This window comes from Virgibacillus sp. DJP39, assembly GCF_049310925.1.
Lineage (GTDB): Bacteria > Bacillota > Bacilli > Bacillales > Amphibacillaceae > Virgibacillus_F.
Map to the genome: position 1 here is coordinate 48,241 of NZ_JBMERP010000001.1, position 20,111 is coordinate 68,351.

At 37.2% G+C, this 20,111-nt stretch carries 19 protein-coding genes; 16 read left to right on the forward strand and 3 right to left on the reverse strand.

Going from position 1 to position 20,111, the window contains the following annotated elements:
- Positions 1-52 precede the first annotated feature (52 nt).
- Positions 53-997 carry a ribonuclease HIII gene (gene rnhC / locus ACOI1D_RS00220; RefSeq protein WP_422498427.1) on the reverse strand — a complete coding sequence of 315 codons (945 nt, stop codon included), beginning with the start codon at positions 995-997 and terminating at the stop codon, positions 53-55.
- Between the two features lie 135 nt (positions 998-1,132).
- Here rnhC and zapA point away from each other — a divergent pair, with 135 nt between their 5' ends.
- Both zapA and ACOI1D_RS00230 read left to right on the forward strand, forming a co-directional pair.
- The gene (gene zapA / locus ACOI1D_RS00225; protein WP_422498262.1) at positions 1,133-1,393 is read left to right on the forward strand and encodes a cell division protein ZapA; all 261 of its coding nucleotides are present in this window, start codon (positions 1,133-1,135) and stop codon (positions 1,391-1,393) included.
- A gap of 5 nt (positions 1,394-1,398) precedes the next feature.
- A complete protein-coding gene (locus ACOI1D_RS00230) occupies positions 1,399-1,953 on the forward strand; it encodes a CvpA family protein (protein WP_422498263.1) in 555 nt (184 codons plus the stop codon).
- 204 nt (positions 1,954-2,157) lie between these two features.
- Here the strand turns inward: ACOI1D_RS00230 and ACOI1D_RS00235 are convergent, their stop codons facing one another.
- Positions 2,158-2,472, reverse strand: a complete 315-nt coding sequence (locus ACOI1D_RS00235; protein WP_422498264.1) for a hypothetical protein — start codon at positions 2,470-2,472, stop codon at positions 2,158-2,160.
- Between the two features lie 328 nt (positions 2,473-2,800).
- Between ACOI1D_RS00235 and polX the strand changes: the two genes are divergently transcribed.
- The 10 genes from polX (at position 2,801) to uvrC (ending at position 15,466) form a co-directional block, all read left to right on the forward strand.
- Positions 2,801-4,519, forward strand: a complete 1,719-nt coding sequence (polX, locus tag ACOI1D_RS00240; protein ID WP_422498265.1) for a DNA polymerase/3'-5' exonuclease PolX — start codon at positions 2,801-2,803, stop codon at positions 4,517-4,519.
- 27 nt (positions 4,520-4,546) lie between these two features.
- The gene (locus ACOI1D_RS00245) at positions 4,547-6,889 is read left to right on the forward strand and encodes an endonuclease MutS2 (protein ID WP_422498266.1); all 2,343 of its coding nucleotides are present in this window, start codon (positions 4,547-4,549) and stop codon (positions 6,887-6,889) included.
- A 28-nt stretch (positions 6,890-6,917) separates the two neighbouring features.
- A complete protein-coding gene (locus tag ACOI1D_RS00250) occupies positions 6,918-7,325 on the forward strand; it encodes a DUF350 domain-containing protein (protein WP_422498267.1) in 408 nt (135 codons plus the stop codon).
- Between the two features lie 393 nt (positions 7,326-7,718).
- A complete protein-coding gene (locus ACOI1D_RS00255; RefSeq protein ID WP_422498268.1) occupies positions 7,719-9,413 on the forward strand; it encodes an AMP-binding protein in 1,695 nt (564 codons plus the stop codon).
- Between the two features lie 222 nt (positions 9,414-9,635).
- Complete coding sequence (locus tag ACOI1D_RS00260; RefSeq protein ID WP_422498269.1) at positions 9,636-10,220, forward strand: TetR/AcrR family transcriptional regulator; 585 nt, start codon at positions 9,636-9,638, stop codon at positions 10,218-10,220.
- 20 nt (positions 10,221-10,240) lie between these two features.
- The gene (locus tag ACOI1D_RS00265) at positions 10,241-11,014 is read left to right on the forward strand and encodes an enoyl-CoA hydratase (RefSeq protein ID WP_422498270.1); all 774 of its coding nucleotides are present in this window, start codon (positions 10,241-10,243) and stop codon (positions 11,012-11,014) included.
- 124 nt (positions 11,015-11,138) lie between these two features.
- Positions 11,139-11,912 (forward strand): electron transfer flavoprotein subunit beta/FixA family protein, encoded by a 774-nt coding sequence (locus ACOI1D_RS00270; RefSeq protein WP_422498271.1) that lies wholly within the window; start codon positions 11,139-11,141, stop codon positions 11,910-11,912.
- 27 nt (positions 11,913-11,939) lie between these two features.
- Positions 11,940-12,917, forward strand: coding sequence for an electron transfer flavoprotein subunit alpha/FixB family protein (locus tag ACOI1D_RS00275; protein ID WP_422498272.1), 978 nt, complete (start codon positions 11,940-11,942; stop codon positions 12,915-12,917).
- Between the two features lie 206 nt (positions 12,918-13,123).
- Positions 13,124-13,438, forward strand: a complete 315-nt coding sequence (trxA, locus tag ACOI1D_RS00280) for a thioredoxin (RefSeq protein WP_422498273.1) — start codon at positions 13,124-13,126, stop codon at positions 13,436-13,438.
- A 252-nt stretch (positions 13,439-13,690) separates the two neighbouring features.
- The gene (uvrC, locus tag ACOI1D_RS00285) at positions 13,691-15,466 is read left to right on the forward strand and encodes an excinuclease ABC subunit UvrC (protein WP_422498274.1); all 1,776 of its coding nucleotides are present in this window, start codon (positions 13,691-13,693) and stop codon (positions 15,464-15,466) included.
- A 52-nt stretch (positions 15,467-15,518) separates the two neighbouring features.
- Here uvrC and ACOI1D_RS00290 read toward each other — a convergent pair whose 3' ends face one another.
- Positions 15,519-15,956 carry a YslB family protein gene (locus tag ACOI1D_RS00290; protein ID WP_422498275.1) on the reverse strand — a complete coding sequence of 146 codons (438 nt, stop codon included), beginning with the start codon at positions 15,954-15,956 and terminating at the stop codon, positions 15,519-15,521.
- A 442-nt stretch (positions 15,957-16,398) separates the two neighbouring features.
- Here ACOI1D_RS00290 and ACOI1D_RS00295 point away from each other — a divergent pair, with 442 nt between their 5' ends.
- The 4 genes from ACOI1D_RS00295 to ACOI1D_RS00310 all read left to right on the forward strand — a co-directional run bounded on the left by ACOI1D_RS00295 (position 16,399) and on the right by ACOI1D_RS00310 (position 20,106).
- Entirely contained in the window at positions 16,399-17,010 is a 612-nt protein-coding gene (locus ACOI1D_RS00295; protein WP_422498276.1) for a succinate dehydrogenase cytochrome b558 subunit, read from the forward strand.
- A gap of 42 nt (positions 17,011-17,052) precedes the next feature.
- Complete coding sequence (gene sdhA, locus ACOI1D_RS00300) at positions 17,053-18,804, forward strand: succinate dehydrogenase flavoprotein subunit (protein ID WP_422498277.1); 1,752 nt, start codon at positions 17,053-17,055, stop codon at positions 18,802-18,804.
- 19 nt (positions 18,805-18,823) lie between these two features.
- Positions 18,824-19,588 carry a succinate dehydrogenase iron-sulfur subunit gene (sdhB, locus tag ACOI1D_RS00305; RefSeq protein WP_422498278.1) on the forward strand — a complete coding sequence of 255 codons (765 nt, stop codon included), beginning with the start codon at positions 18,824-18,826 and terminating at the stop codon, positions 19,586-19,588.
- 83 nt (positions 19,589-19,671) lie between these two features.
- Positions 19,672-20,106, forward strand: coding sequence for an acyl-CoA thioesterase (locus tag ACOI1D_RS00310; protein ID WP_422498279.1), 435 nt, complete (start codon positions 19,672-19,674; stop codon positions 20,104-20,106).
- The last annotated feature ends 5 nt before the right edge of the window (positions 20,107-20,111 follow it).

Consider the following 20,111-nt stretch of genomic DNA (forward strand, 5'->3'; position numbering starts at 1 on the left):
GGCAGCCAAACACGGTTACCTGCCTTTTCATTAAATTAAAACTTTGCAATTGTTAGAGATATGCTTCTGCCTTTTTAGTATTAACAAAATGTGTTTTGGCACAGGAATCTAAGACTTTGTGTCCTTTTTCTTTTATGATTTTAGCGATAGCCTTGTCAACATGTTGAGAGGCACCTTTTGGAATGGTTATACCTATCTCTTTGGACAGTTTATCCATCTCTTTTAAAAAGCTAGTACGTGCAATAATTGAGGCTGCAGCAACAGCAATTGAATGACTTTCGGCTTTGGTAATAAAGTAGGTCCTTGGTGCGCTTTTCTCATTTTCACCACCAATGTATTTGTTATATAGACCTGGTTCGCAAAATTGGTCAATTACGATGCCCTCATATGAATCATGACCAACGTTTTTGATAACATTACCGATTGCATGGTGGTGCAACATTGCTTTCATCTTTCCCTGCGACCAGCCTCTAGTTTTTAAGGTGTTATATTTGGGGTTACGAAGAACAAGCAAAGAATAGGTGATATCTAAATCTACAATTTCTTTAGACAAGCGTCTAATAGTTGTATCCGTGAGATTTTTAGAGTCCTGTACACCTATTTCTTTTAACTTAGCTATTTGTTCCTGCTTAACATAAACACTAGCAACTGTAACTGGTCCAAAATAATCTCCGGTCCCTGCTTCGTCAGACCCTATATGCGACATGGTAAAGATAGTGCTGGGTGGAGCAAAGTTATGTTTCGGCTTTTTCGCAGCAGTATTGGTTTTGTTTGCACTTCCTATTACTTCATCTACCCACTTAATTGATTCAAATTCCACTGATTTACCTTGAAACATTACTTTTCCTGAGCGGTACGCAGTGATTACTGCATTCGACGTTTTTGCTCGAAATACAGCACCCTGAGGTATATCGATGATCGAATCCTTATAAAAGTTCTTCATTTTATTTATTTTTTCTTTTGAAAATACATGAATTTCTTGTGGCAAAACGAACACTCCTATCAGTTTCATACTCAGACTATAGCAGAATTAGATGAATAAAGGAAAGATGATTTTTGTCGAATACTTTCCCAAAGTGATATCTTCATGTTAATATAAAGTGTACAATTTTTAAAATAGGGGGGCAGTCGTGTGACCCAAAATGATAAAACTAGAACAACAGTTGAAATTCATAACAAATCATACACAATAGTAGGTCGTGAAGATGCACATCATGTGCGTTTGGTGGCAAGTCTTGTGGACCAAAAAATGAGCGAAATAAAACAGGGTAATACAACACTTGAAACTACTAAGCTTGCAGTGTTAACGGCTGTTAATACAATGAATGATTATTTAAAACTAAAAGAAGATTATGCGAAATTATTAGGATCAATGAGAAAGAAAGAGGATTAATACATATGGTTGATATTATTTTAATAGTTCTTTTAATATTTGGTTTTTTTGTCGGTTTAAAACGTGGTTTCATATTGCAATTATTCCATTTAATTGGATTTATTGCAGCTTTTATCGTTGCAGTTTTATATTATGATCAATTATCTGCAAGGTTAGCATTGTGGATACCTTATCCAGAATTACCTGACGCCAGCTCGTGGGCAGCTTTTTTAGAAAACCTTCCACTTGAGGCTGCTTTCTATAATGCGATTTCCTTTGCAATTATATTCTTCGCAGTAAAAGTTGTCCTGCAGATCATTGCATCAATGCTGGATTTTGTTGCAGAGTTGCCTGTTCTTCATTCTGTGAATAAACTACTTGGAGGACTACTTGGATTTATTGAGATATATTTGATTGTCTTTATAGTTCTGTACATACTCGTTTTGACACCATTACCAAATGTACAGTCGTGGGTAAATAGTTCGGGTGTCGCAATGTTCATTATAGAACATACACCATTGTTTTCTGAGAAAATAAAGGATCTATGGTTTACACAAATTGAAGGTTTAATACGTTCATAAAGAAAATCAATAAGTGGCTGATTCTTAATAGGTGGAAATACAATTGTGAGAAATGTACAATAGTATAAACCTACCGTAGAATCAGTCTTTTTTAGCAGAAAGGAAGGTGTAAAACTTTCCTTCTTTGCACAAGTGAAACTAAGGCTACCACCACAGGGCAAGTTTCCTAATACTAAGTTTACTAAAGATTGCAGTTATAAATAATTATTTTAGGCTCTTTTCGTAAATTTTGTTGCTTTTAATCTTCGCAGTTGATGCAAATTGCGACGAAGTGAAAATTCTTTTGACGCCGCCGTTCCGGCAGAATACTTCGCTTTCCACGGGCACGGCCTCAGTCTCCTCAGAAGCAAAGAACGCTTCTTCCGGGGTCTTCGGACTCGCGCTGTTCCCGTAGGAGTCTTCGTATTCTGCCTTCACTAATAAAAGCGCATGACCCCTGACTGGGACTCCTTCACCCTTGAGAAGAAAGCTATCTAAGCTGCGGAAAAATGCGAGACTCCTCGAAAATGAAAAGCCCATTTTTTTCGTGCGATGTCTTGCTAGAAGCTTTCCTTATCCTGTGGGAAAGGAACAGTCTGAAGACCCCGCAGTGAGCGGTAGATAACGCGTGCCGACTAAGACCGTCCTTTGCGGACAACATCGGCATACCCCTTGCCGGGGCAAGGAGGCTGAAGCGTTCCCCACGGAAAGCGAGTGTTTTTCCGCAGCGCTTGATCAGCACCAATCTAATAAAAGGTGTTAGAAAGTCCATCCAGCTGTTAAGTCGCAGTCTATATATATGTGTTAAAAACAACAATCTTTTAGAAAACAGCCTTAATTTATAAACAATTATAAGAAGGTGTAAAAAATGAATGTTAACAAGAAGGATATTATCAAGTTATTGGAAAAAATAGCCATTTATTTAGAGCTAAAGGGTGAAAATTCATTCAAAATCTCTGCATACCGTAGAGCGTCGCTAGCACTTGAGCAAGATGACAGGTCATTATCAGAGATTGAGGATTTTACAAAAATAAAAGGAATTGGAAAAGGAACCAGTGCTGTTATAGAGAAATACATACTTGACGGAGAGTCAGATACATTAAGACAACTGGAACAAGAAGTGCCACAAGGGTTAGTTCCGCTACTGAACTTACCAGGTCTGGGTGGTAAGAAATTGGCAAAATTATACCAGGAGCTTGGCGTTACTGATGCTATTTCATTACAAAGAGTATGTGAATCCGGAAAGGTGGAGAAACTTGCTGGATTCGGAAAAAAAACCGCAGAAAAAATTTTACAGGCGTTGGAGCATGCAGGTAGTCGACCGGAACGTTTACCAATAGCTATGATCATCCCAGTTGCGGAAAGAATAGAAGCATTTTTATCAACTATTGAAGAAATTCATACGTTCTCGCGAGCAGGCAGTTTAAGACGCATGCGGGAAACTGTAAAAGACATCGACTTTATTATTTCCTCTGCTCAACCAGCTGTGGTTCGTGATGCGTTACTTCAAATGGATACTATAAAAGAAGTGATTGCTAAAGGTGATACAAAAGTATCTGTTACATTAGACGATGTGTATGATATTAATGTTGATTTCAGAATTGTGGACCCTAAGGAATTCACTACAACGTTACATCACTTCACAGGTTCAAAAGAACATAATGTTGCTATGCGTCAATTGGCAAAATCTCGTGATGAGAAAATTAACGAATACGGGATTACACGAATTGAAAGTGATGAAATTATCACGTTTGAAAATGAAACACAGTTTTTTAATCATTTTGGACTTCCTTATATACCTCCTGAAGTAAGAGAAAATCAAGGAGAAATTGAAACTTTTACAAAGAACATTAACTTACTTGAGCATACGGATATACGTGGTGATCTTCATATGCACACAACCTGGAGTGATGGTGGACAATCGTTAGAAGAAATGGTTAATGAGGCTAGGAAAATTGGTTATGAATATATAGCGATTACTGACCATTCCAAATTTTTACGTGTCGCAAATGGATTAGATGAAACAAAACTTCGAAAACAACGTGTTGAAATAGAAAGAATAAATGATAAATACAGTGATATCCATGTTTTTGCAGGTGTAGAAATGGATATTTTACCGGACGGTACGCTTGACTTTGATAATGAATTTTTAAAGGAAATGGATTTTGTTATAGGTGCGATTCATTCTAGCTTTAACCAAACTGAGGAAAAAATAATGAAACGCTTGGAGAACGCTATGGAAAACCCATATGTAACTTTTATAGCGCATCCTACAGGTAGAGTGATTGGCAGAAGATCAGGTTATCCTGTTGACATGAATAAATTATTTCAACTTGCCAAAGAGACCAATACAGCTTTGGAGATTAATGCAAATCCTAATCGTTTAGACATCTCTGCTGAGTGGGCTAGGAAAGCTCAGGAAAACGACGTAATGGTTGTTGTAAATACAGATGCACATAGCTTTCAAATGCTGGATGATATGAAACATGGGGTGGGTATTGCACGAAAGGGTTGGATTGAGAAGAGCAATGTCTTAAACACGTGGTCCAAAGAAAAACTGATACAGTTTATGCAACAAAAAAGGTAATTGCCGACGAAAAAGGAGTAAGTAATAATGAATGAACGAATATTTCGTGTTCTGGAATTTAATAAAATAGTTGACCAACTTTCCTCTCACGCTGCATCAAGTCTAGGTAAAAATCAAGCTCTCCAGTTAAAGCCACTAACCGATCTTGACAGTGTGTTAGAGATTCAAAAAGAAACGGATGAAGCAGCTCAGATACTTCGGCTGAATCTAGCAGTTCCATTAGGTGGAATATTTGATATCCGTGCTAGTATTAAACGAAGTGTTATAGGCGGTATGTTAAGCACAGAGGAATGCCTGGATATTGGCAATACTATCTATGGAGGAAGACAAGTTAAAAGCTTTGTTAATAAGTTGGAAGAGGAACTACCCATACTAGTAAGTTTAGTTGAGCGAATAGAGCCGCTAAGAGATTTGGAACAACATATAAAAAGTAGTATTGACGATCATGGAAATGTAATGGATAGTGCATCCGTAAAACTGAAAAGTATTCGATCTTCGATAAGAACTTATGAAAGCAGAGTACGCGATCGACTAGATGGCTACACCAGATCGAAAAGCGCTATGTTATCTGATCCAATTGTAACAATTCGTAATGATCGTTACGTGCTGCCTGTTAAGCAGGAGTATCGTGGATCAATTGGGGGCATAGTTCATGATCAGTCGGCTTCTGGTGCCACATTGTTTATGGAACCGAAAAGCGTAGTAGATTTAAACAACCAACTACAGGAGGCATTTATAAAAGAAAAGCATGAAATTGAACGGATATTAAGAGAACTAACGAGTCACATTGCAGCTGAAGAGCTCTTTTTAACTGAGAACGTTGAAGTATTAGGAAAAATAGACTTTATGTTTGCCAGGGCTAAGCTAGGACAGTCAATGAAAGCTTCGATGCCTAAAATGAATGATAAAGGGATAATAAAAATGCAACAGGGGAGACACCCCTTGATTCCTATCGATGATGTTGTTGCTAACGACATTGAAATCGGGGAGGATTATAATTCCATCGTGATAACGGGTCCTAACACAGGAGGGAAAACTGTTACCTTGAAAATGGTTGGCCTCTGTACACTAATGGCTCAATCAGGATTACAGGTTCCTGCACTTGATGGTTGTGAAATGGCAGTTTTCGAAAACGTATTTGCAGATATTGGTGACGAGCAATCGATTGAACAAAACCTAAGTACATTTTCGTCTCATATGACAAACATTGTTGAGATAATGAAAAATGTTAACTATAAGGCATTGGTTCTGTTTGATGAGTTAGGTGCAGGTACTGACCCGCAGGAAGGCGCAGCACTAGCAATGTCGCTCCTCGACGAAGTTATTGATAGGGGGGCGCGTGTAATAGCTACCACCCACTACCCTGAGCTCAAAGCATATGGATATAATCGGGAGAATGTGGTTAATGCGTCTGTTGAATTTGACGTGGAATCATTAAGACCTACCTATCGTCTATTACTGGGTGTTCCAGGGCGGAGTAATGCTTTTGAAATCTCAAAACGTTTAGGGTTAAGTGAGTCAATAATTGATAGTGCCAAAGGACATATTGGAGTTGATTCAAAAAGCGTTGAAAAAATGATTGCATCGCTTGAAAAATCACAACGCGACTCTGAAAAGGATTATGAAGCAGCACATCAAACAATGCTTGAGACAGAACAGTTAAAGCGTGATTTAGAGAAGCAATGGAAGGAATTTGAGGATAAAAGGGAACGATTATACAAAAAAGCTGAAGATAAAGCCAATAAGGCCTTGCAAGAAGCAAGAGAAGAAGCAGAACTGGTAATTGATGAAATTAGGAAAATGAAGACTAATGCAAATTTAAAAGAACATGAGTGGATTGAAGCAAAAAAAATGTTAGAAGATGCAAGACCAAAATTGTCCACAAAGCGTGATGTGGATAAAGCGGAACCTTCAAACAGCACAAAAGATCTGAAGGTCGGTGATACGATTAAGTTATTAACCCTTAACCAACAAGGAAGTGTGCTTGAAAAGGTTGGTAACCAGGAGTATTTGGTTCAGGTTGGAATAATGAAAGTAAAAGTGAAAAGGAAAGACATCCTGTTTATTAGTGATAAAAAGGAGTTTACGGAAAAACATATAACAACAGTGAAAGGTTCCGGTTTTCATGTTAAATCTGAACTGGATTTGCGCGGTGAAAGGTTTGAAGATGCTTCGTTACAACTGGAGAAGTATATCGACGATGTGATTCTTGCTGGATATCAGAAGGTGTCAATCATACACGGTAAAGGGACAGGCGCATTACGAAAAGGAGTTCAGGAAATGGCAAATCGTCATCCGAGAATTGCCAGCACGCGACCTGGTGTGAGTGGTGAAGGTGGAAGTGGTGTAACTGTAATAGAGCTGAAGTAAATAGAAGCTATAGGAGATGGTGCTACTGATGGAGAACTTTTGGGAAATTGCTTATGTTGAAATCGCCGCAAGATACAGTGTTGTTATTTTATGTACTGTAGTGTTTTTAGCAATATTCGAATTGGTAACATCTTACAAGAACTGGGATGAGATAAAAAAAGGGAATTTTGCTGTTGCAATGGCCACAGGTGGTAAGCTGTTTGGAATAGCAACTATTTTCCGGTATTCAATTGAACACAACGACACGATACTACAGAGTATTGGCTGGGGAATATATGGTTTTATCCTATTGTTATTAAGTTACTTCATCTTTGAATTTTTAACTCCAAAAATAAAAATTGATAAAGAAATCGGAAACGGAAACTATGCTGTTGGTTTTATTTCCATGTTAATCTCGGTTGGTATGTCATTTGTAATTGGAGCAAGTATTGGTTAGGGGCGAAAATTAATGGAAACATTAGCAAAGGTTTTGATTGTAGTAGCAATAATATTTGCTATAGTGGGGATTTTCTATTTGGTATAAAAAAGAGCTTTCGCTACTGACAAAGTAGCGGGAGTATTTTTTTAGGTTCTTTTTATAAATTGATTTCAAGACCCCGACGGTCGATATTTCTGGATAACGGCTGATTCCAAGGACGCGACTTTTATCAGCATCTATAGGAACTTAAAGACAAATAAAACTTACAACACCATTTTTAGTCAGACAACGAAATAGATGATAATAAAGAGTCTTAATTTTGTTTTTTTAAAAAAACTTCAAATAAAGTTTCAAAAAATACAAATTAATCGGTATAATGAATATACATAGATAAAAAGGAGGAGAAATAAAATGGAAGAACGTATTTGGCATAATCATTATCCAACAGAAATACCTAAAAGTATTACGTATGATACGAAGCCACTTAATCAGTTTTTAGCAGAAAATGCAGAGCGTTACAAAGAAAAGAAAGCGCTTCACTTTTTAGGTAAGGATATGACTTATGGAGAGCTGTATAAAGAGGCGAAACAACTGGCTTGTTACTTTCAGGCCTTAGGTTTAGAAAAAGGAGATCGTGTAGCGATTATGTTACCTAACTGCCCACAAGCGGTAATTGGTTACTATGCAACACTTATGGCGGGTGGAACTGTTGTACAAACAAACCCACTTTATATGGAAAGAGAGCTTGAATATCAACTAATTGATTCTGGGGCAACGTTCATTATTTGTTTGGATATTTTGCTGCCACGAGTAACGAATGTTAGAGGGAATACCTCAATCAAGCATACCATTGTAACTGGGATCAAAGATTACCTGCCTTTCCCTAAAAATCTTATTTATCCTTTCATTCAAAAAAAGCAGTACAATATGGTAGTTAAAGTTGAACAAACAGAAGACACCCATGTATGGAAAGAAATAATAGAACATGCTTCTACAAACTACAAGCCAGTTGAAATAAATGCAAAAGAAGATTTGGCATTACTTCAATACACTGGGGGCACTACAGGAAATCCAAAAGGCGTAATGCTAACCCACTATAATCTTGTTGCGAATGTACAGATGAGTCAAGCTTGGTTGTACAAAACGAGGGAAGAAGGAGAAACAGTACTAGGTGTCTTGCCATTTTTTCACGTATATGGAATGACAACCGTAATGAATATGTCAATCATGCAAGGTTCTAAAATGGTATTGTTGCCTAAGTTTGAGGTAGAAGATGTTTTGAAGACTATCCAAAAACAAAAACCTACTTTGTTTCCAGGCGCTCCAACTATTTATGTAGGTTTATTAAATCATCCCAACCTCAAAAAATACGATTTGTCCTCTATTGAGGCCTGTATTAGTGGATCTGCCCCGCTACCGATAGAGGTACAGGAGCAATTTGAACGGATAACAGGAGGTAGACTAGTGGAAGGATATGGTCTGACTGAATCTTCCCCAGTAACGCATTCTAATTTTGTTTGGACAAAGCGGGTGAATGGAAGTATTGGAGTACCATGGCCAGATACTGACTCTAAAATTCTTCAACCAGGTACAATGGAAGAAGCTCCAGTTGGGGAAATAGGAGAAATAGTGGTAAAAGGTCCACAAATAATGAAAGGGTATTGGAATAATCAAGAGGAAACTGACAATGTTTTAAAAGATGGTTGGTTATTTACTGGGGATTTAGGTTACATGAATGAAGAAGGTTATTTTTATATTGTGGACCGCAAGAAGGATATGATAATAGCAGGCGGATACAATATTTATCCAAGAGAGATTGAAGAAGTACTTTACGAACATGAAGCTGTACAGGAGGCTGTTGTTGCTGGTATACCTGATGCATATCGTGGAGAAACGGTAAAAGCCTATATTGTACTTAAGTCAGGTTTTACGCTTGAAGAAGATGAATTAAACGCTTATTGCCGTAAAAAGATGGCCGCCTTTAAAGTTCCACGAATTTATGAGTTTCGTGATGAGCTACCGAAAACAGCAGTAGGCAAAATTTTACGTCGATCTTTAGTTGATGAAGAAAAAGAAAAAATGAAAAATGTCAGCACTACAATATAGAAATTACAAAATCACGTTAACCAAAATGTAACTTAAAGACGGATATAAGAAATTCTTACTATTCGCTATAGGGAATATAAGCGAGTTATAAGTTTTTCTGATTAAAGAGTGTACAAGCAGTATATTGATTGACATGAAGGAATGTAGTCGGGTACAATGAAAAATGAATGATGTCTCATTCATTTTATGGCTATTGTAGCAATGCTAAGGGGAATGACCGTAATGAAAAAAAATAAACCAAAATACAACCAAATAATAGATGCAGCGGTAAAGGTGATTGCTGAAAATGGGTATCATGCATCACAGGTTTCTAAGATTGCTAAAAAGGCTGGTGTAGCTGACGGAACAATCTATCTTTACTTTAAAAATAAAGAAGATATTCTCGTTAAATTGTTTGAGGTTAAAATGGGTCAATTTGTAGATCAAATAGCCCACAGCATTAACAAAGAACAAAATGTAAGTGATAAACTTTTGACTTTAATTAAAATGCATTTTCTTCAATTAGCAAATGACCACCATTTGGCAATTGTTACCCAGCTTGAGCTTCGTCAATCTAACACAGAATTGCGTATGAAAATTAATAAGGTGCTAAAGCCATATCTAGCCGAAATTGATAACATCATTCAAGAAGGTATAATTAAAAAAGACTTTCGTGGGGATTTAAATCTACCACTAGTAAGACAAATGATATTTGGGACTCTAGATGAAGTGGTGACAAACTGGGTTATGAACGAACAAAGGTATGATCTACTTTCACAAGCTCCTGATGTTCACGAATTAATCATTAATGGACTTTCCGTTAAATAATAATAGAGGAGGACTTGAATTTGGGAACAATCGCCTATGAAAAAGATAAACATGTAGCAATATTAACAATTCAAAAGCCACCTGCAAATGCACTATCCAGTCAACTAATTAAGGACATAGATAGTAAGTTGGACGAAATAGAAAAAGACACCGATATTAAAGCTATCGTCTTGAAGGGAGAAGGGAAGTTCTTTTCCGCGGGGGCAGATATTAAAGAATTCACATCGCTTCAGAATGCCTCAGATTACCAAACCCTATCCGAAAATGGGCAAGAGATATTTGATCGAATTGAAAACTTTTCCATCCCTGTAATTGCTGCGATTCACGGTGCAGCATTGGGGGGTGGCTTAGAGCTTGCGATGGCATGCCACATTCGTTTCGTAACGGAAAGTGCCAAACTTGGCCTTCCGGAGCTCACACTTGGGATTATTCCAGGATTTGCTGGAACTCAACGTCTCCCACGGTATGTTGGTGCGGCCAAAGCATATGAAATGCTATTAAGTGGTGTGCCAATTACGGGTAACGAAGCGCATAGCTATGGCCTGGCAAATCGAGTTCTTCCTGATGATGAAATATTCAATGAAGCTATTAAACTAGCTAAAAACATTGCTTCTAAGAGCAAACCAACAATAAATCATGTTATGCGCTTGATTACTTATACAAAATCAGATAAATTTAAAGATGGAGTACAAGAAGAAGCCAAAGCATTTGGTGAAATTTTTGGTTCTGATGACGCCAAGGAAGGTATTCAAGCATTTCTAGATAAGAGAAAACCTAATTTTCAAGATAAGTAGAGAGGAAATAGGTCCACTTCTTAAGGGTTAAGAGAGGAAAACGTAAGGGCTTGAATAAGCAGTAAGTAAAACGCTTTCTTATGCTCTTAATCAGAGCAAGATAATAGTTGAAGGAGGAAATCATATGAACATTTATGTTTTGTTGAAAAAAACATTTGACACAGAGGAAAAAATCACTGTAACAAATGGACGGATTGAGGATGATGGAGCTGAGTTTATCATTAATCCTTATGATGAATATGCAGTTGAAGAAGCGATAAAACAACGTGATGAGCACGGTGGTGAAGTTACAGTCGTTACAGTTGGGGACGCAGATTCTGAAAAGCAGCTGCGTACTGCTTTGGCGATGGGGGCGGACAAAGCTGTTTTAATTAATACTGAAGATGATCTAGAAGAAGGGGATCAATTTACTACAGCAAAAATATTGGAAGCTTATTTTGATGAAAAAGATGTAGATCTTATTCTTGCTGGAAATGTTGCTATAGATGAAGCAAGTGGTCAAGTAGGTCCTAGACTTGCTGAGCGACTAGGAATGCCATTCGTTACAACAATTACTGGTCTTAAAATCGATGGAGAGACAGTTAATATTGAGAAAGACGTGGAAGGCGACATTGAAAAAATAGAAACTAGCCTGCCTGTTCTAGTGACATGCCAACAAGGACTAAATGATCCAAGGTACCCTTCTCTTCCGGGTATTATGAAAGCGAAGAAAAAACCCCTAGAAGAATTAGAAATTGATGATCTTGACCTAGATGAAGATGATCTGGAACCTAAAACAAAAACAGTTGAAATTTATCTACCTCCAGAAAAAGAGGCCGGTAAAGTTTTGGAGGGCGATCTTGAAGATCAGGTTAAGGAATTAGTTACATTATTAAAAACTGAATCGAAAGTATTATAAATCTTTACACAGGAAGGGAGAATTGACATGAGCGAAAAACTATTGGTTATTGGTGAATCAAGAGATGAAGCATTACGTAATGTAACATTTGAAGCTATTGCAGCAGCTAAGAAGATAAATGCTGAAGGCGAAATTGTTGGTGTCGTACTAGGAAACGAAGATCTGCAGGAACAAGCCCAGGAAATGGTTTACTTTGGGGCAGATCGTGTTATTACAGTGAAGCATGACAATCTAAAATCATATACATCTGAAGGATATGGTCAGGCAGTTATGGCAATTGTTTCAGAAGAGTCACCAAAAGCTATTATAATGGGACATACTGCTATTGGAAAAGATTTAACACCGAAAATTGCAAGTAAAATGGAAACTGGCTTAATTTCTGATGCTACTGATATAGAATTGAAAGACGGAAATGTAATATTTACTAGACCAATATATTCTGGTAAGGCATTTGAGAAAAAAGTAATTACGAGTGGCGTGACATTTGCTACCATTCGTCCAAACAACATTGCTGCTTTGGAACGTGATGAATCCCGTACTGGTGATATTGTATCTAAAGAAATTGATGTAGCTAACATCCGTACTGTTATAAGAGAAGTCATTAGAAAAGCAACTGAAGGTGTGGATCTTTCAGAAGCAAAAGTAATTATTGCTGGTGGAAGAGGAGTAAAAAGCGAAGAAGGATTTAAACCATTACAAGAGCTTGCGGATGTACTAGGTGGTGCAGTGGGTGCTTCTCGTGGTGCTTGTGACGCAGAGTACTGTGATTATTCATTGCAAATCGGACAAACCGGTAAGGTTGTTACACCGGATCTGTATATTGCATGTGGGATATCTGGGGCAATCCAACACTTAGCGGGTATGTCCAATTCCAAAGTGATTGTAGCAATCAATAAGGACCCTGAAGCAAACATATTTAATGTAGCAGATTATGGCATTGTGGGAGATCTGTTTGAAGTTGTTCCAATGCTTATTGAAGAAATTAAAAGCTTACAAAAAAATTAATTGTTTGTTTTCTCCAAAAGGGCATAATTGGATAAACCCGATTATGCCCTTTATTGTGCGTGCAAAAACTTTTCTTACTGCATTTTCTAATGATTACTAGTTGCTCTTAACGGGTAATATCTTATATAAGCAAGCAAGTTATTAGCGTGGTAAAACTAACGATGATATAATTTATTTAGATTCATGTTCACTGAGGAGGAATAAAAATGGCAATTGTAAATGTATCAGATCAAAGCTTTTCAAAAGAAACTGCTGAAGGATTAGTATTGGCTGATTTTTGGGCACCATGGTGTGGACCTTGTAAGATGATTGCTCCAGTTTTAGAAGAAATAGATGGAGAAATGGAAGAAAAGGTTCAAATCGTGAAGTTGGATGTTGACGAAAACCAAGAAACAGCTGGTAAGTATGGTGTTATGAGTATTCCAACATTATTGCTTTTTAAAAATGGCGAAGTAGTTGACCAGGTAATTGGTTTCCAACCAAAGGAAGCTTTAGTAGAATTAATCAATAAACATGGATAAAAGTAGTTCTTTCTAACTATGGTAAGCATTGTTATAATTTAGTATGTGAATCCCTTGTTGCTTATTGTAACAGGGGATTACTTTTAAATATAAAATATAGCCGTTTAGCCAAAGCGTTCGTTGTCAATCCGGATACAATAAATTCTGTTTGCAGATTAAGTTCTTTGTCCTCAGGTTAACTGATTGCACCCAAAAAATTTGTTCGGTAATAAATGAACGCTTACGCTTTTCTAAATAAGGGATGAAAAAGTCATGAACCAAACAATTAAAGAAAAACTAGCTGTTCTCCCCGTTCAACCCGGATGCTATTTAATGAAAGACAAGCATAATACAATTATTTATGTAGGCAAATCAAAGGTATTAAAAAATAGAGTAAAATCATATTTTGCTGGTGCAAATGACCAGAAGACACAGCGGTTAGTATCAGAGATTCAGGATTTTGAATACATTGTTACTTCCTCTGAAATTGAAGCACTTATACTGGAAATGAATTTAATAAAAAAATATGATCCGAAATATAACGTGTTATTAAAGGATGATAAATCATACCCGTACTTAAAGATAACCTCTGAACGACACCCACGGTTATTAGTTGTCCGGAAAGTAAAGAAAGATAAAGGGAAGTATTTTGGGCCCTATCCTAATGTCATTGCTGCCCGCGAAACAAAGAAACTACTGGATAGGCTATATCCATTAAGAAAATGTGATAAAATGCCTGACAGAGTATGTTTGTACTACCACATGAAACAATGTTTAGCACCATGTGTCTACCCTGTTTCTGAAGAGACAAACCGTTCCATTGTACAGAGTATTGCTTCATTTTTGAATGGTGGTCATAAAGAAATTAAAAAGGATATTAAAGTAAAGATGTTACAGGCAAGTGAAGATTTGGACTTTGAGCGTGCAAAAGAGTTAAGGGATCAAATTCAACATATTGAAGCGGTGATGGAACAGCAAAAAATGACGCTAAAAGATCAAATCAACAGGGATATTTTCGGATATAGCTACGACAAAGGCTGGATGTGTGTCCAGGTATTTTTTGTCAGGCAAGGAAAACTGATTGAACGTGATGTTGCTATTTTTCCATTTTTTGATGATCCAGAGGAAACATTCATCAGTTACATTGGGAGATTTTATTTGCATCAACATCATCCAAAGCCGAAGCAAGTATTGTTGCCAATCGGTACTGATTCTGATCTTTTAAAAGAATTACTTGAAATTGATGTTACCATACCTATTAGAGGACAAAAAAAGGAACTTGTAAAGCTTTCTATGAAGAATGCAAAAATCGCACTGGCAGAAAAGTTTTCAATTATAGAAATTGATGAAGAACGTACGATTAAAGCAGTAGAAAATTTAGGAGAGAAATTAAATATCGAAACTCCCCACAGGATCGAAACGTTCGATAACTCAAACATTCAAGGGACGGACCCGGTTTCAGCTATGGTTGTTTTTATTGACGGTAGACCCAATAAAAAAGAATACCGAAAGTACAAGATTAGAGATGTTAAGGGTCCAGATGACTATGAGACTATGCGTGAGGTCATAAGGCGGAGGTACACAAGAGTTTTAAAAGAAAAGTTGCCGCTTCCTGATCTTATTATGGTCGATGGATCTAAGGGGCAAATCAGTGCAGCGTTGGATGTATTGGAGAATGAATTAGGTTTGGATATACCTTTATGTGGTTTAGCAAAGGACGATAAACATAAAACGAGTGAGCTGCTCTATGGGAGCCCACCAACAATTATTGACTTGTCAAGGAAGTCACAGGAATTCTACCTAGTCCAACGAATACAAGATGAAGTCCATCGTTTTGCTATAACATTTCACCGCCAATTACGCGGCAAAAATCTATTTCAATCTGAATTAGATAAAATTCCTGGTGTTGGAGAAAAGAGACGCCGTCTGCTTTTAACTCATTTTAAATCTATTGATGAGATTAAAAACAAATCCGTTCTGGATATAACAAAGCTTGGTATACCAAGAAACACAGCTGAGCTTATTCTAGATCACTTAACAAAAGACTGAAATTGATGGAGAAAGAACAGGCCCACACATTTTGAATGTGTGGGCCTTCAATCTAATTGGTTATCAGTACAGAAAATTCTACTTGCATGATCTTCCTATTTATTTCCTCCGTGCACTCTGCTTCCGTTTCCTTAAGTTGCTGAATAGCCTCGGCAAGGAAACCTGCCTCAAGACGAAAATCCGTATCAAATGAAGCGTTCAGTCGATTTACTACTGCGTCCGACATTAGACTAAAAGTTAATTCTTTACGCTTGTCTTTAATTAACTCCAACTTTCCCCATCCTAATTTGTCAAATAATGAAGACAAATCTTCTATAGTTTCGAATGATAGTTTTCTAGCTAGGTTTCTACCCATAAAATAGAGTAGTGTACTAGATTCGTGACCAAGTAGTTCAGGTAGGCTAATATAGCGTAAAACATCATAGCCAGCTCCTGATGTATACAGCTCCTCAAGTTCAGAAGCAGAATATGTTTGTTCGTTTTTGATCATTTATGTCATCCTTTCTTTTGCTGTCAACAGAAAAAATAAGAAGTATAGTTTACTAGTTTTATTATCTATATAATTCGCCATATGTGCAAGTGAACATCCAATATTTTTAAAAATAAAACAGAAAGGGCTTTGAAAAATAACTGTTTCCTTTTCTTGACGCTTATCTTAGATAGAAGTACAATAAATATGTCACAAATTGTACATTAACGGGAAATGTTAGGGTATAATTAAATCTGATGTGATTTAATAGTAATAGTGTGTGTTCGAGAAGTCTAAGTTCCTGACAAAGGGAAGCCGGGTTGGGTGAGATTTAAAAGTTTACTTAGGAAATAGAGCTTTTAATCATGATCCTTAAAAGATTCACTTTAGTCATTAGTAACTTTGTCGAACATCCTCTAAGAATTTGTGAACCACATAACTTTATTACTAAGGGGGGTAACACATGTCAGGACGTAAGCAGTTTAACTATCGCAGATTACACTCATTACTCGGGGTAATACCGATAGGGGTTTTCTTGATTCAACATTTGGTGGTGAATCATTATGCCGTTTATGGAAGAGAAAGTTTTAACCAGGCAGCGCATGTATTGGAAAGTTTACCATTTAAATTAGTGTTAGAAACATTTGTAATTTACCTACCAATTCTATTTCATGCTATTTTAGGTGTGTATATTGTATTTGTTGCGAAAAATAATGCTAAAAGATACGGATTTTTCCGTAACTGGATGTTCTACGTACAACGTATAACAGGAATCATTACACTGATTTTTATTGTATGGCATGTTTGGGAAACACGTGTACAAATTGGAATGGGAAATGCCGAAGCTAATTTTTCTTTAATGGAAAATATTTTAGCAAGCCCTGCAATGTTCTGGTTCTATATTATAGGAGTGATTTCAACAACTTTCCACTTCTCTAATGGACTATGGAGTTTCTTGGTATCATGGGGTATTACTCAATCACCAAGATCTCAACAAATCGCTACATATGCAACATTGATTATCTTTTTAGCGTTAAGTTATGTAGGTGTGAGCGCTTTAATCGCATTTACTTAAAATTAAGGAACAAGTTCTAAGAAAAGAAGGAGTGAGTAAATAATGAGTAACCAAAAAGTCGTTGTTGTAGGCGGTGGACTTGCTGGGCTTATGGCAACAATTAAAGCAGCCGAAGCAGGAGTCAATGTTGACTTATTTTCTATCGTTCCTGTGAAACGTTCTCACTCTGTGTGTGCCCAGGGCGGTATAAACGGTGCGGTAAATACAAAAGGTGAAGGTGATTCACCTTGGAAACACTTTGACGACACAGTCTATGGTGGTGACTTTCTAGCAAATCAACCACCAGTTAAAGCAATGTGTGACGCAGCACCAGGAATTATAAACTTGTTAGATCGCATGGGAGTTATGTTTAACCGTACACCAGAAGGACTGCTTGACTTCAGACGCTTTGGAGGAACATCGGTTCACCGTACAGCATACGCAGGAGCAACAACAGGGCAACAATTATTATATGCACTGGACGAACAGGTTCGTAGGTATGAAGTAGAAGGACTAGTTACAAAGTATGAAGGTTGGGAATACCTTGGAGCAATTGTCGACGACGATGGCGTTGGTAAAGGAATACTCGGACAGGACATCAAAACCCATGAAATAAAGTCATTTCCATCTGATGCAACAATTATGGCTACAGGAGGCCCTGGGATTATCTTTGGAAAATCAACAAACTCAATGATTAATACTGGGTCAGCTGCAAGTATGCTTTATCAGCAAGGTGCAAAATATGCTAATGGTGAATTTATTCAAATCCACCCTACAGCAATCCCAGGTGATGATAAACTACGACTAATGAGTGAGTCAGCACGTGGTGAAGGTGGTCGTATATGGACTTATAAAGATGGTGAGCCATGGTACTTCTTGGAGGAGAAATATCCTGCTTACGGAAATCTCGTAACCCGTGATATTGCAACCCGTGAAATTTTTGATGTTTGTGTTAATCAAAAGCTAGGTATAAATGGAGAAAATATGGTCTATCTTGACCTTTCGCATAAAGATCCAAAAGAGCTTGATGTTAAGCTAGGTGGGATTATTGAAATTTATGAAAAATTTGTTGGTGAAGATCCACGTAAGGTTCCAATGAAAATTTTCCCTGCTGTTCACTATTCAATGGGTGGATTATGGGTTGATTATGATCAGATGACTAGTATCCCAGGTATTTTTGCATGTGGGGAATGTGATTATTCACAGCACGGAGGAAATCGCTTAGGTGCTAATTCATTACTGTCAGCTATTTATGGCGGGGCTGTTGCAGGACCAAATGCTATTAAATACATTGAAGAATTAGATACCCACGTACAGGACATGTCATCAGAGCTCTTTGATAAAAAACAACAAGAGGAACAAGACAAGTTTGAAAAGCTTATCAATATGAATGGTGAAGAAAATGCTTATATGATTCATAAAGAACTTGGGGACATAATGACAGACAACGTTACAGTTGTTCGCGATAATGAAAAACTAAAACAAACAATTGAAAAGATAAAAGAACTTCAAGAACGTTGGGAAAATATCAATATTAATGATACTTCCCGCTGGAGCAACCAAGGTGTTATGTTTGCTCGTCAATTGAAGAATATGCTGCACTTAGCACAGGTTATTACACTGGGAGCTTTAAACCGTGATGAAAGTCGTGGTGCTCATTATAAACCAGCATTTCCCGACCGTAATGATGCGGATTTCTTAAAGACAACCATAGCAACTTTTGATGCAGAACAAAACATGCCGGTAATTACTTACGAGGCAGTAGATACTTCTTTAATTGAACCGAGATTACGAGATTATTCTAAAAAACACTGATTTAAGGGGAGAAAGAAAAATGGCTGAGCAAAAAACAGTTAAATTTATTATAACTCGGCAAGACAGCCCAGACTCCGCACCTTATGAGGAGACATTTAATGTTCCTTATCGAAAAAACATGAATGTTATTTCTGGGTTAATGGAAATACGGCAAAATCCTGTTAATGCAAATGGGGAACAAACAACGCCAGTGTACTGGGATATGAACTGTTTAGAAGAGGTTTGTGGTGCGTGTTCCATGGTTATAAACGGAACAGCTCGACAATCTTGTTCGGCTCTAGTTGATCAATTAGAACAACCAGTTCGCATCGAGCCAATGTCAACTTTCCCGGTTATACGTGACTTGATTATTGATCGTGAGCAAATGTTTGATGCATTAAAACAAATTAAAGCTTGGATTCCAATTGATGGAACTTACGAATTAGGGCCTGGACCACGCATGCCAGAAAAAAAACGTCAATGGGCGTATGAGTTATCCAAGTGTATGACATGTGGAGTTTGTTTAGAAGCTTGTCCTAACGTTAATGATAAATCTGACTTTATTGGACCAGCAGCACTTTCACAGGCTCGCTTGTTCAATGCACATCCAACTGGGGAAAAAAATGCAAGTGACCGTTTAGAAGGGCTAATGGAAGATGGAGGAATTTCAGGATGTGGTAACGCACAAAATTGTGTTGAGGTATGTCCTAAAGGAATTCCATTAACAACATCTATCGGTGCAATGAATAGAGCGACTAATATTCAAGCATTCAAAAACTTCTTTGGTAGTGATAACGCATATTAATCACAGTAATTAATTGAAATGCAAGGTGACTCTACCCATTTTATTTTGGTAGGGTCACTTTTTAATTGAAAGGGAGTAAAAAGTTGAAATCAATTGCCTATATTGAGGATATCGAAAAATGGAGAGAATCATTTTCCTTTTCAGTACCAATCAAAATCCGGTTTTCTGAAACGGATATGTTCGGACATGTTAACAATGTCTCACCATTTATTTATTTCGAGGAAGCACGAATAGAGTTTTTAAAATCGATTGGTTTATTTGAGATGAACAGCGATAACGCAGTGCCAGTGGCTGCTGATCTTCAATGCGACTATCTTCATCAACTATTTTTTAACGATAAACTAGATGTTTATGTCAAAGTGAATACTGTCGGTAACACCTCTATGGATGTCCATTACATGGGGATAAATCAGGATAATAGAATTTGCGTCACTGGAAGAGGTAGATTAGTTTATATTAATCCAAAAACCGGTAAGCCAGTCCCACTTGATGATCATGTAAAACAAAATTTATCATAAGCAAT